The 13,352-nt window shown below is 63.5% G+C and carries 11 protein-coding genes; 4 read left to right on the forward strand and 7 right to left on the reverse strand.

Going from position 1 to position 13,352, the window contains the following annotated elements:
• Window positions 1–60 precede the first annotated feature (60 nt).
• The gene (locus AB1792_11450; protein MEW5702826.1) at window positions 61–2,169 is read left to right on the forward strand and encodes a S9 family peptidase; all 2,109 of its coding nucleotides are present in this window, start codon (window positions 61–63) and stop codon (window positions 2,167–2,169) included.
• Between the two features lie 196 nt (window positions 2,170–2,365).
• Entirely contained in the window at window positions 2,366–3,592 is a 1,227-nt protein-coding gene (locus AB1792_11455) for a serpin family protein (GenBank protein ID MEW5702827.1), read from the forward strand.
• Between the two features lie 11 nt (window positions 3,593–3,603).
• Here AB1792_11455 and menE read toward each other — a convergent pair whose 3' ends face one another.
• From menE to AB1792_11490, 7 genes are read right to left on the reverse strand one after another with little or no spacing between them, the layout of a single operon-like run.
• The gene (gene menE, locus AB1792_11460) at window positions 3,604–5,097 is read right to left on the reverse strand and encodes an o-succinylbenzoate--CoA ligase (GenBank protein MEW5702828.1); all 1,494 of its coding nucleotides are present in this window, start codon (window positions 5,095–5,097) and stop codon (window positions 3,604–3,606) included.
• 7 nt (window positions 5,098–5,104) lie between these two features.
• Window positions 5,105–6,220: an o-succinylbenzoate synthase gene (gene menC, locus AB1792_11465; GenBank protein ID MEW5702829.1), complete on the reverse strand. Its 1,116-nt coding sequence runs from the start codon at window positions 6,218–6,220 to the stop codon at window positions 5,105–5,107.
• Window positions 6,217–7,137, reverse strand: a complete 921-nt coding sequence (locus AB1792_11470) for a 1,4-dihydroxy-2-naphthoate polyprenyltransferase (GenBank protein ID MEW5702830.1) — start codon at window positions 7,135–7,137, stop codon at window positions 6,217–6,219. Before AB1792_11470 ends, menC begins: the two co-directional genes overlap by 4 nt.
• Before the next feature lie 13 nt (window positions 7,138–7,150).
• Complete coding sequence (gene menB, locus AB1792_11475) at window positions 7,151–7,972, reverse strand: 1,4-dihydroxy-2-naphthoyl-CoA synthase (GenBank protein ID MEW5702831.1); 822 nt, start codon at window positions 7,970–7,972, stop codon at window positions 7,151–7,153.
• A gap of 28 nt (window positions 7,973–8,000) precedes the next feature.
• Window positions 8,001–8,858, reverse strand: a complete 858-nt coding sequence (gene menH / locus AB1792_11480; GenBank protein MEW5702832.1) for a 2-succinyl-6-hydroxy-2,4-cyclohexadiene-1-carboxylate synthase — start codon at window positions 8,856–8,858, stop codon at window positions 8,001–8,003.
• A complete protein-coding gene (gene menD / locus AB1792_11485) occupies window positions 8,855–10,690 on the reverse strand; it encodes a 2-succinyl-5-enolpyruvyl-6-hydroxy-3-cyclohexene-1-carboxylic-acid synthase (GenBank protein MEW5702833.1) in 1,836 nt (611 codons plus the stop codon). Before menD ends, menH begins: the two co-directional genes overlap by 4 nt.
• Window positions 10,636–11,934 (reverse strand): isochorismate synthase, encoded by a 1,299-nt coding sequence (locus tag AB1792_11490; protein MEW5702834.1) that lies wholly within the window; start codon window positions 11,932–11,934, stop codon window positions 10,636–10,638. The genes menD and AB1792_11490 overlap by 55 nt, the downstream gene beginning before the upstream one ends.
• Window positions 11,935–12,268: 334 nt before the next feature.
• On the opposite strand from AB1792_11490, the gene ubiE reads away from it, so the two are divergent.
• On the forward strand, window positions 12,269–12,970 hold the full coding sequence (gene ubiE / locus AB1792_11495; protein MEW5702835.1) for a bifunctional demethylmenaquinone methyltransferase/2-methoxy-6-polyprenyl-1,4-benzoquinol methylase UbiE: 702 nt from the start codon (window positions 12,269–12,271) through the stop codon (window positions 12,968–12,970).
• Between the two features lie 166 nt (window positions 12,971–13,136).
• Window positions 13,137–13,343, forward strand: coding sequence for a hypothetical protein (locus tag AB1792_11500; protein MEW5702836.1), 207 nt, complete (start codon window positions 13,137–13,139; stop codon window positions 13,341–13,343).
• Window positions 13,344–13,352: the final 9 nt, after the last annotated feature.

Raw genomic sequence — 13,352 nt, forward strand, 5'->3', positions numbered from 1 at the left:
CAGGACAGATTCGGAGCGCCGTCTCATAAATGGGCATGTACACACAACAAGGAGAGTCGTATGACGATCACGACAACGCCGACACGGGGTAGGAAGGCAGGATGGATCCGGTTTCTGGCAACCGTGCTATCCTGTCTATGGATCGCCGCCAGCACGGTGTACGCGGCGAATGGGCTCACGCCCCAAGACGTCGCCCGCATCCGGGGCGTCACCTCGGCGGTCATCTCCCCGGATGGGAGCCGGATCGCCTACACCTTGGGCGTGCCGCGCGACTTGAAGGACCAAGACAACGGCGCCTCGTGGACCGAGTTGCACATGATCGAGTCCGATGGGTCATCCCACCCCTATGTCACCGGCAAGGTGAACGTGGGCGGTGTCCGATGGACGCCGGATGGAACCGGACTGTCGTTCCTGTCCAAGCGCGGTGACGATGAGAACCGGGCGCTGTATGTGATCCCGCTGACCGGCGGCGAGGCACGCAAGATCGTCCAACACGACGCCGACATTTCGTCCTACTCCTGGAGCCCCGATGGGAAGCGCGTTGCCTTCCTGGCGACGGAGGCGGAACCGAAGTCGAAGAAGGATGCCAAGAAGAAGGGGTTCAATCAGGAGATCTACGAAGAAGAGAAACCATTTGTCCGTGTGTGGGTACATGACATGCGGACCGACGATACCGCGGCGACGATGCTGGCACTGGAGGGCTCGGCGTCGGGATTGCACTTCGGTCCCGACGGCCGGCGTCTGGCGCTGGCCCTGGCGCCGACGCCCTTGGTCGATGACGGCTACATGGAGCGCCGCGTGCGCGTGGTCGATGCCGAGACCGGGGCGATTCTGGCGCGTATCGACAATCCGGGGAAGCTGGGGGAGATCGAATGGAGCCCGGACGGTGCGCATATCGCCTTCATCGCCGGGACCGACGCGCACGATCCGTCGGCGGGACGACTGATGCTGGCACCCGCCGGCGGGGGGGCGATGCGTGATCTGCTGCCGAACTTCGAAGGCAACATCCGCAGCTTCGCGTGGCGTGACCCGCAGACAATCACTTTCATCGCCGATCAGGGAGTGTGGAGCTACATCGATCAGGTGGGGCTGGATGCCAACGAAGTTCGGATCTTCCCGGCGCCCCAAGGTCTCGGAAGCGATCGCGCGGCTCCCATTGGCGCGCCTGAAGACGGGGCGGTGTACAGTGACATCAGTCTGTCGCGCGACGGCTCCAAGGCCGCCTTCACCGGCAACAGTTGGCGACACCCCACGGAAGTCTACCGTCGCGATCCGGGCGATCCGGCACCGCGTCGTCTGACCGAGAGCAATCCCTGGCTGGCCGACGTGTCCTTCGGGGTGCAGGAAGTCGTGCGCTACCGTGCCCGCGACGGACTCGATCTGGAGGGGATTCTGATTCGTCCGCTGGATGAGAAACCGGGGCAGCGGTATCCGCTCATCCTGACCGTGCATGGGGGACCGGAGTCGCATTACCGCAACGGGTGGATGACGGCGTATTCCAGCCCGGGGCAGGTGGCCGCGACGCAGGGCTTTGCCGTGTTCTATCCCAACTACCGCGGCAGCACCGGGCGGGGCGTGGCCTTCTCGAAACTGAGCCAGGGCGATCCGGCGGGGAAGGAATTCGACGACTTCGTCGACGGAGTCGATCACCTGGTCGCACAGGGGCTGGTGGAGAAGAGCAAGGTTGGTATTACCGGTGGTTCCTATGGCGGATACGCTTCGGCGTGGGGAGCGACGTACTACTCGGATCGCTTCGCCGCGAGCGTCATGAGCTTCGGCATCGCCGACAAGATCTCCAAGCTGGGGACCACGGACATTCCCAAAGAGGAGATCGCCGTACACGCGCTGCACCCGATCTGGGAGAACTGGCAATTCGCCCTTGAGCGCAGCCCGATCTACTATGCCGACCGCAACCGGACGCCGACGCTGATCTTCGCAGGCAAGGATGATCCCCGCGTCCACCCGGGGCAGTCCATGGAGCTCTATCGTCACCTGAAGATGCGCGGCAAAGCGCCCGTACGGTTGGTGTTCTATCCGGGCGAGGGACACGGCAACAGCAAGGCGGCGGCGCGGCTGGACTACAACCTGCGCCTGATGCAGTGGATGGAGTACTACTTGAAAGGTCCGGGTGGCGAGCCGCCGGCGTATGAGTTGAAGTACGATGAGTAGGGTGTCCGGCGGGGAGCCTCTTGGGCCGCACAGGGGTGCTTTTTCAACATGCCCTGAAGACCCGTGGCACCCGTTGGGTCGAGGGGGATCTTTGATCGGTTGTACCGTGAGCGGGAATAAACCGGCTCACGGGGTGTATTGGCTGATCAGAGGGGCTGCGGCGGGCTCTCCGCCTGCATTTGCACAGGGGGTCGCGATGGTTCGCTACGCTATTCTTCTTATCGGTGTCTGCACGCTGTTCGCCTGCCAGGAGAACGCGACCGACGCGGAGTCGCATCGGGGTTCACCCAAGCCGGTGACTCAGATCGACAATCGCCTCGTGGACGCGGACAACCGTTTTGGGTTTGAGTTGCTCTCGGAGTTGACCCGGCCGGACGCGACAGAGAACGTCTTCATCTCCTCGGCCAGCGTGGCTCTGGCATTGACGATGACTTACAACGGCGCCTCCGGGGAGACGCAGACGGCGATGGCCGATGCACTCGAGCTTTCGGGCATGCCGCGCGATGAGATCAACGCCGCCAATGCCGACCTGTTGTCGCTGTTGGCCGATCCCGATCCGGATGTCCGGCTGGCGGTCGCCAACTCGTTGTGGGCGCGCAAAGGGATCGACTTTGATGCGGGGTTCCTGGCACGCAATCAGGAGTTCTTCGCCGCGGAAATCCGTGCCTTGGATTTCACGAATCCTTCAGCGGCCGACACGATTAACGCCTGGGTTAGTGAGAAGACAAGGGAGCGGATCCCGGAGATCGTGAGCCCGCCGATCAGTCGGGCCACCGTCCTGTTCCTGATCAACGCGATCCACTTCAAGGGAATGTGGACCTATCAGTTTGACGAGAGCCAGACACGCGACGGAGTCTTCCACCTCGCCGACGGGCGCAGCAAGTCTGCTCGGTTCATGATGCAGTCGGGCGATTTTCGGTATCTGGTAGACCCCTCCTTCCGGGCCATCTGTCTTCCCTACGGTTCCGGGCGGTGGGGAATGTACATCTTCCTTCCCAATCGCGAGTCGACGCTCGCCGACTTCCTCGCCCGGCTCGACTATGACCAATGGCAGAAGTGGATGACAGGTTTTCGTTCAGGCGAGGCGAGGATCTTGATTCCGCGTTTTCGTCTGGAGTATGAGGCATCGCTGGTGGAACCGCTGCAGGCGCTCGGGATGGGCGTCGCCTTTTCTGGTGAAGCGGACTTCTCCGCCATGACTCCATCGCCGCACCTGCCCCTGATGATCTCAAATGTCAAGCACAAGACGTTTCTGGAAGTGAATGAAGAAGGAACCGAGGCGGCGGCGGCAACTTCGGTCGAGATCAGCCTAACCTCCTTGGGCCCGTTCGTCATGAATGTCGATCATCCCTTCTTCTGCGCGATTCGAGACGACAGCACCGGCGTGGTACTGTTTATGGGAGCGGTCAATGAGCCGATGTAAGACGACCACGTCTACAATTGGCCAGCCGCCGTAGAGTGAACAGAGGCCAGTTTCCGGCGGTCAATCTTCCCGGCCGCGGTCAATGGTATCTGATCGACCGGCACTAACACCTTCGGAATCTTGAACGTTTCCAAGCGACGGCGCAAGTCTGCACGAAGTGCGTCCGGATCGCATACGACTCCGGGCGCCATCTCGATCAAAGCGACGACCTTCCGGCCCCACTGGTGGTCTTCGAACCCCAACACGGCGGCTCGGGCGACGCCCTCGCATTGCTCCAGAGCCGCCTCGACTTCTTCCGCCGCCACTTTTTCTCCGCCGGTGATGATCACGTTGTCACGGCGACCGTGTACGATAAGGTAGCCGTCGTCATCGAGACAACCGATGTCGTTCGTTACGAACCAGCCGTTGGTCGCCACCGGTTCGATCCGGCCGGGGGCGATCCAGTATCCCGGGGACAACATCGGCGAGCGAACACAGATTGTACCGTCGCTTCCATGCGGCAGAGTTGTGCCTTCGTCATCACGAATCTCGACGTCGCACATCGCCAACGGGCGTCCGACAGTGTGCAACTTCGCCAAGTCCGCACCCAATGCCAGCGTGGCGACCTGTGAGGCGGTCTCGGTCATGCCATAGGTCGGCAGGACCGGCAGGCCAAGTGATCGAGCGTTCCGCAAGAGATCCAAACCGGTCGGCCCGCCACCAACGAGGATGGACCGCAGGTTGGGCGGGACGGATTGATCGCCGCACGCATCCAAGAGACGCGACAGCGTCGTGGCCACCAGCGACAACTGTGTGACGTCGTGGCGAGCGATCACTTCCATCATCGTCACATCTTCATGCTGGCTGGGGAGGACAACGGTCGTCCCATAGAATGCCGCGCGCAGGATAATCGCCAGCCCGCCGACATGATGGAAGGGTAGATTGGCGAGCCAGCGGTCATCAGGGTTGATACCGAGATTCAGAGCGTTGGCCAGGGCACTGGCGAGGTGGTTCCGCATCGTCAGGCAAACGCCTTTGGGCGTGCCGCCGGTCCCGGATGTCGGCACGACCGTGTGAATGTCGGTGGCCGATATCATGTCGTTCACAGACCGGTTGGGTTCTGATGTATCGGCGTTGACGACGTCGGTGATGGGAATGACGGGGCAGCCCGACCATCCAAACCAAGGTTGCACATGGCGGGAGGAATCATCTGTGAGAATGAGCGCCGGTGCCAGCCGTGGCAGGTACGCAGCGGCGTCGGACGGATTCGGGTGGGGATGGAGCGGGGCGAGAATCGCCCCGGCCCGGGGCAGTGCATGAGCCAGGATGATCCACTCCAGCGAATTCGCGGCGGCGACGACCACACGATCACCGGCGCGCAGGCCGACGCGTGCCAACTGCCCCATCGCGCCGCGAATGCGCTGCTCAAGCTCTCGGTACGAGACGACGAGCCCACCGGCGATGATGGCCGGATGCCCGCCGAGCCGTTCGGCGTGCCGCACGGTCGGGTAGGCGATCTGGTCCATCGTCGTGCTATTGCAGTTGGGGAAGGCCCGGGACCAGGTTCAGACCCAGGCCGGGAAGATCGCGAACCGCCAGTTGCCCCTGCGTAATGGCCAGCGGTTGGTCGACCAGATCAGCCCCGACCGAACCCGCAGTGGCCAATCCGGCTGCGGGAGCGCCGGATCCCTGGGCGGCGGCCAGATGCATCGTCATCGCCACGCCGACGTCGCTTTCCCACGCCGATGAGTAGACGACGCGCACCTTACGCAACCGCGCCAGCGTCGCCAGACGGGTGCAGCCGACAATGCCGCCGATCACCATCGGTTTAAGGACGATCAGGTCGCACAGATCGGACTCGATCAGATGGCGGGCGTTGTCGAACGAGTCGGCCTCCTCGTCCAGGGCCAGCGGTACACGCGCCGTGCGCGCGAGACGTCGGGCGATGGTCGCATAGCCGATCGGAAGCGGTTGTTCGACGAACTCGGCCCTGATGTCGGCGGCGATCTTCAAGACAGTCGCCGCCCGCGATTGGTCCCAGGCGCCGTTGGCGTCGATGCGCAGTTGCCCGCCGGGAACGGCATTGCGTACGGCGCCGATGCAGGCGATGTCGTGTTCCAATCGGCCGACACCGGCTTTGATCTTGAATGTCACGTATCCCTGGAATGCCAGTTCGCGCGCCAGTTGCCCCAATTGCGCCGGATCATCGCCGTGCAGCAGGGCGTTCACATGAACCGACGTCGCGGCCGCGGTATTGAGCCAGCGGGCCAAAGGGAGCCGCTGCCGTCGGGCGGCCAAGTCGGCGATCGCGGTCTCCCAGGCACATTGCAGCGCGGGGAGTCCCGCGACCCACTCACCCCACGCGGCCGCACCGGCACTGAGTTGGTGGAACGAATCTGGGACGAGCACGGCGGCGGACACGCCGGGGAGGAAGCGGTCACGCATTTCGAGGGCGCGCGCGGTCACCTGTGCCAGCGTATCGCGCGAAAATCCCGGCAGGGGAGCGGCATCGCCGACGCCAAACGCTCCGGTATCGTCGCTGACGATGAGGAGCAGGCCATTCCGATTGGCGTACGTGCCGTGTGCGGTCGTGATCGGTCGCGGGAGTGGACGATCGTAAGGAATGACAGCGAGCTTCAGGGTCTTCACCACATGACTCCGCCGGCGAACACCAACGCGTACAGCAGCTGCGAACGCGCCGTGGCCGCCAGAACCTCATTGAGTGCTACACCTTGATCCACTCTTCCGATCCGGCGGACAAGCCGGATGCCCAGAAGTGCGACCGCCGAGGCGGCCAGCACCGCCGGACCGACGGCGTCGGTTGCGTACAGGCCGATCGGTGTCAGAAACGTCACGAGTATGAGGATGGCGTACTCCCAGACGGCGCCGCGCCGCCCGAGACGCACTGCGAGCGTGCGCTTCCCGGCCCGGCGGTCGGACTCGATATCGCGCAGGTTGTTGACGCAGAGTACAGCGGCCGCCCATGCCCCCATCGGGATGGCGGCCTGCCAGGCGGCGGATGTCGTTGTTAGTGTCTGCACGTAGTATGTGCCCACGACCGCGACCGGCCCGAAGAAGATGAAGACAAAGATGTCCCCCAGACCGTGGTACCCGAAGGGATAGGGACCGCCGGTGTAGAGCCATGCGGCGGCCAGGGAGCAGAGGCCGATGGCGACCACCGGCCAGCCTCCGCGGAAAACAAGATAAATTCCGACGAGAAAAGCCAGCGCGAAGACGAACGCCACGGCCCGGCGCATCTGCGCCGGGGTGACCCATCCGGCCTGGGTGGCGCGGGTCGGTCCGAGGCGATCCGTGCCATCGGCTCCGCGCAGGTGGTCGGACAGGTCATTGGCGAAGTTCGTGCCGACCTGAATCGCGATAGCGCCGACCAGCGCCGCCAGCGCGGCGGGGAGGACAAACGCATGGTCGTGCCAAGCCAGCGCCGAGCCGACGATCACCGGTGAAATCCCGGTCCAGAGCGTCTTCGGGCGCGCCGCCAGGTACCAGATCGTCCACCATGACGGGCGTCGCAGAATGCCATCGCCCGCGTCGCGACTGGTGTCCATGACTCTGTGCCCGCTACGGGTGCCGTGGGAACTTGGCGAAGTCCGGCTCACGTTTCTCGAGGAAGGCGTTGCGCCCCTCCTGCGCCTCCGCGGTCATATAGTACAACAGCGTGGCGTTTCCGGCCAACTCCTGAAGTCCGGCCTGACCATCGCAGTCGGCGTTGAATGCCGCCTTGAGACAACGGAGCGCCAGCGGTGAGTGGGCCAGAATGCTGCGGCACCAGGCCACCGTTTCCTCCTCCAATCGTTCGAGCGGCACCACCGCATTGACCAGGCCCATCGCCAGCGCCTCGTCCGCCGTGTATTGGCGGCACAGATACCAGATCTCACGGGCCTTCTTCTGGCCGACGATGCGAGCCAGATACGAGGCGCCGAAGCCGCCATCGAAACTCCCGACACGCGGGCCGGTCTGGCCGAACCGGGCGTTGTCAGCGGCGATGGTCAGATCGCAGATCACATGCAGGACGTGGCCGCCACCGATGGCGTATCCCGCCACCATGGCAATGACGGGCTTGGGCAGGGAACGGATGGCGCGCTGAAGGTCAAGGACATTCAGACGGGCCACGCCGCCCTCGTCGACATATCCGCTGTCGCTCCGGATGCTCTGGTCCCCGCCCGAGCAAAAGGCGGCGGTCCCCTCACCAGTGAGAATCACGACACCGATCTGGTGATCATTGCGCGCATCATCGAAGGCAGCGGCCATGTCGACCACAGTCTGCGGCCGGAAGGCGTTGCGGACATGGGGACGGTTGATCGTGACCTTGGCGATGCCGTCGCCCTTCTCGTACTTGATGTCGGCGAACTCACCCGCCGGTTGCCATTTGGGAATGCTCATCAGGATCAGACCTCCAGTCGGTATCAACTTATTCTCCACCGCATCCGGACCCGGTGGGAGCCGGTGCGGAGTGTGGACTCAGAAGAAAGGGAATCGCGGCGGACAAACATGCCGTGGGATTCTCCCAGTGCGGTGCGTGGCCGCAGCCGGAGATGATTTCCATTCGGGCGCGGGGAATCGTCGCCGTCATGGCCGTTCCAATGGCGCGGAACTTGGCGTCCTGCTCCCCCGTCAGAATGAGTACAGGAGAACGCAGAGCGGGCAAAGAGTTTGTGAGTGGGCTCTGCGCGCCGACCCCCAGACCGCGCAACGCCGATGCCAGACCGGATGCCGTGTGCATCCGGCGCAGACGACGGGCCAGTTCACGACGCGATTCCGGAAGCGTTTGCTGGTTCGCAAACATCGGCTGCGCCAGCCACCTCTCGATGAACTCGGGAACGCCGATCCGCACGATCTCACAGGCCAGTGCCTCGTCATCACATTGCCGCTGCTCTCGTGCGACAGGATCGTCGATGCCGGGGGACGCACTTTCGAGAATCACATGGTCCCAGCGCCGCGGATAGGTCACAGCGAGAAGAAGCGCCAGTCGGCCTCCCATCGAATATCCCCAGAGACTCGTCTTGAGAATCCCCCGCTCATCCAGCAGATCGATCAGGTCGCAGGCGACACGCGGCATGGTGTGCGTTTCGCGTGCGTCCCGTATGCCCGTGCGGCCGTGCCCCGGGAGATCGACACGCAGGCAGTGAAACGATCCCGCCAAACCGGACACGATGTCATCCCACATCTCAACGCAACCGGTGAAGCCGTGCAAAAGGAGGATCGTCGGCCGGGTGGGATCGCCATCCTCACGGACATGCCAATCGTATGTTCGCAGGGTGTCGCTCACGGCGTTTGACCAGACAGGCGTGTCTCGATCTGTTGGCACCGCGCACGGTGCCGCTTCCATGTGCGCTGGCGGTCAGAATTAACTGCAATGATCTGCGGTCCCGGTTTCGGCATCGTTTCGGTGTAGACCTCAACAAACTCTACCAATGACGACACGGGGCGCCAAGGGATGCCGAACAGCGCTGCCGCCCGGGACAAGTCCAGTTCATGCGGCATCGCCACTAGGCGCTCCATTGTGTCTACGTGACCGGCAATGGGCAAGTGGGAAAAGATGCCGCCGCCATTGTTGTCGAGGAGAACGATCTTGAGATTCAGTCGTTCGCGGGCAAGACCCCACAGGCCGTTGAGGTCGTGCAGGAAGGCGATGTCACCGATGACAAGAACAACCGTCCTTTTGGAAGCCGACGCCGCCCCGGCCGCGGATGAGATGAGGCCATCTATGCCATTGGCGCCGCGATTGACCAAGACGCGCGTCGTCGGGGACCGCGCCGGTGCATAGGCATCGGCCCAGCGGATCGGCATGCTGTTGGACAGATAGATGATCCCTTCCTTTGGGGCGTGGTGAAAGACGGCGGCGACGACATCGGCTTCGAACAGTTCTCGGGGATTGAGTTGGTCACGGTCGGCGGTGATCACCGCCGCAACTGCCTCATCCGCCTCTCGCCACAAGCGCAGATAGGCGGGATCGCAGCGCGCCTCATCGGGTCCCGAGAACAGGCGTTGGAGCGCGTCGACAGGGTGACCGTGCAAACGGTGCGTGGCATAGTTATAAGGATCAGCGAACTCATTATGTTCGTTGACAAGGACCCGCAATGGCGGCCCGAAACCGGCAAGCCATTCATTGAGGAGTCTTGAGGTCGGCAGACCGCCGAGGCGAATGACGCAATCGGGAACAGCGCGGTGCGCGAACCGGGTACAGCGGAGCGACAAGTCATAGTGAGAGATTATATTATCGGTCGGCCAGTCACTCGTGCGCCACTGGGAGGCGACGTCGGGGAGGATGGGAATGCATCGCAGCCACTCCATCCCAGTCGCGGCGATGGGACGCTCGGATTCGTCCTGGGGACCGAGTACAAGCAGCGGGCGCGACGATCGGAGGATTGCGCTACGCACGAAGTCCCACTCGGTCTGCGGTGACGATTCAGAGGGCCGCACGAGGCCGGGCGCGACATGTTGGTGGTCGTGAGTGGCCATCTTTTGCATCACGCGTGTCGCGACCGCCGGCTCCGGGATCAACGGTTCTTCGAAGGGGACATTCAGATGCACCGGGCCGTGTGGGGAGCCCAGCGCGGCCGCATATGCCCTGGCCGCGTGATCGACCCAGACTCCCTCCACATACCCCCCCGGCTGGGGTTCCGGCAGATCGGCATGGTAGCACGGATAGTGCGCGTACAGATTGACCTGGTTGATTGTCTGTGGTGCCCCCCGGCCTCTCAGGTCGGGTGGACGGTCGGCGGTGAGTGCGATCAGCGGTGTATGGGATTGACGCGCCTCGATGATGGCGGGATAGTAGTTTGCGGCAGCGGTTCCGGACGTGCAAATCAGCAGGGCGGGTCGGCGCAGCGCCTTGCCGATGCCCAGAGCGCGGAAGCCGGCGGCACGTTCATCAGGATGAGTGGTAATGTCAAGTCCCGGTCGGCGGCTCGCGGCGAGCACCAGTGGCGTGGACCGCGACCCGGAGGAGATCACGACATGCCTGACTCCAAGGGCGGCGAATCTCCCGATCAGCGCCGCCGCGCAGCGCACGTTGGCGACGGCGACGGCGGATTCCGCGCCTTCTATGATCGGAGCGCCGTCAGGAACGCCAGGAGTTTGCTGTCTGTCTCGCGCCATTCTCTCTCGGGGTCGGAGCCGGAGACCAACCCGGCTCCGGCGAAGAGCCACGCAGCACGGTCCACGATCAACGCCGAACGGATGCCGACGGCGAATTCGGCAGCGTCGGCGCCGATCCATCCCACCGGAGCGGCGTACCAGCCGCGTGAGGACCGTTCGGCTTCGCGTATCGCCCGCAAGGCCTCTGGGCGCGGCCAGCCGCCGACGGATGGAGTCGGATGCAGATGCTTCAAGACATCGCCGAGGGTCACGCTCTCGTTCAGTTCCGCGGAGACCGGGGTGCGCAAGTGCTGGAGGGTGGCCAGAACGAGTAACTCCGGCTGGTCGGCAAGAGACAATTGCCGACAGAGCGGACCGAGGGTGTCGTGCACGCCGCTGACGACGAGATCATGTTCCCGGCGATCCTTGGTCGCTGACATTAGCGCGGTCGCCAACTCACGATCGACGTCGGCACTTTCCCCCCGACCCGTCGTGCCTGCGACACACTCGCTGTCCAGTCTTCGCCCCTGGAGTCGCAAGAGGCGCTCGGGCGACGCACCGACGAATGCATGTGAATCCCGCGGCCGGAAGCTGAACTGATAGCAGTCTGGAGTCTTGGTTCGCAGCGCCCGGAGCACAGTCCACGGGTCGATACAGGTCGCTGCGGGAGAGGTATTGTAGCGCCGGCGGCGCGACAGCACGGCCTTGTCCAAGGCGCCGCCTTCAATAAGGGCCAGGAGGCCTGATGCTGCCTCGTGCCAGCGATGACGCTCGCCGTCGGTTGCATCGTCCGTCGCCGCGAGAAGTTCGAGCGGCGGCGGCATGGGAGAGGTTTGTGCCGGTGCCGATTCAGGCCAGTAGCGGTCGTTGAGTCGCTTCAACTCCGTGGGTAGCGCCGCGGGACTGGCGTCAGGAGGAATGGCAATCGAAAGCAGGATATGCGATTCGAGGCCCCGGCGGATATAGAGAGCTTCGGGGAGAACCAACAGGGCATCGGAAAACCCGGTGTCACACCAGAGATCGTCGGGGGGTGTTTGTGGGTCGAACGAGAACCCGCCGAAGAAACGCATCTGCCGGTGCAGCGGAGCCGCTTCGGCGACCAGCCGATGGCGCAGAAAGGCGACGGCCTCATCGGCGACATTGGCTATGGCATCAGGGCCCTGCCCCTCGATGCGGCAGGCGCTCCCCGCGGCCCCATATTCCCAACCGTCGCGATCGCGCCAGTATATTGTGGGCGCGGATGATCGGCCCGCCAGCCAAGTCAACGGATCTGTGGCCGGGGCCGGAAAGCCAAGAACGAGGATGGACCTCTCACGGCTCTCACGGGCTCGCTGTGACGCGACTTCTGACAGGTGCCAAGGCGGTGTATTGTGGGCGCCTTTCGGCGTTGTCAGCGGTCGGTCGAACGGCAGGGCGTTAGAGGCCATCGGTACAGGCACCAAGTCTTGTGATCCCAGCGTTTTCTACCAGACGGTGGGGCTCAAGTGCCATAATATACGGCTTCGGTGGGAAGTCCTTCCACCCGAATAAGGATTCGTGGACGCACCCCGATCGCGGATTCTATCTGTAAGCGAAGGACGTCAGAGGCTCAAGTCGGCAATGATGGTTGAGCGCGCGAGTATTCGAGAGATGTTCGGCGCCGTGGCGCCGGGATACGATCGCGCCAACCAAGTTCTCTCGCTGGGGGTCCACCACTACTGGCGGCGACGCGCCGTCCGAGAGTCGGGAGCTGGGCCGGGGGAGTGGGTTCTCGACTGTGCCACCGGGACCGGAGATCTGGCTTTGGCCTTTCGAAGGGCGGTGACAGCGACCGGCAGAGTCGTCGGTCTCGATTTCGCCGGACCGATGCTCACGCTGGCGGTTGCCAAGGCGGCCAGGGCACGGGCGACGGTCGATTTTGTCTTGGGCGATGTGCTCAGACTCCCATTCTCCGATGGCACATTCGACATCGCCAGCATCGCCTTCGGAATCCGCAACCTGGACGATCCTATTGGCGGCCTGGCGGAAATGGCTCGGGTGGTCCGACCTGGAGGGCGAGTGGTCGTGTTGGAGTTCGGTCAGCCGGAGGCACGACTGTTCGGGCGGGCATACCGCTGGTACAGCCAGGTGGCGATCCCGCGCGTCGGTGGGTGGATCACAGGCAAGCCATCGTCGTACCGTTACTTGAGCGAGAGTGCCGCAGCGTTCCCGTCCGACAACCGGTTTGCTGAGTTGATGCGCCAAACCGGCGCGTTCCGATCCATCCGGGTCATTCCAGTCACGCTCCGGATCGCCTACATCTATGTCGGCGCGGTGGCGTAGCATCCCCGACCATCGTCTCGGCAAGCCATTGCGTGAAAACGTGATGGGACGATGGGCATGTTCCTGTCACGTCGGCTTTCGATTTCGGGCAACCGCACGGCAGTTGAAACGTAAATATGGATAGAGGTTGTGCGGTTTTGGGGCTGCCAGCGAAAGGACATCACCCATGGTACCAGAGAAACTGAAGCGATCGCTTCGCCGTTTTCAGCGTCGCCATGCCTCGTTCCGTCGCCGGGAGATACGGACACTCATCCGGCAAACACACCGCGCCGACGACGACTTGGCGGATGCCAACAAGCGGCAACCGACGCGTCAGGAGTTGCGTGTCGACGCCGAATTCCAGCAAGCCCTCCAGGACACCGAGACCTCCTGAGACCTATTA

The organism is Candidatus Zixiibacteriota bacterium, from assembly GCA_040752595.1.
GTDB lineage: Bacteria > Zixibacteria > MSB-5A5 > WJJR01 > WJJR01 > JACQFV01.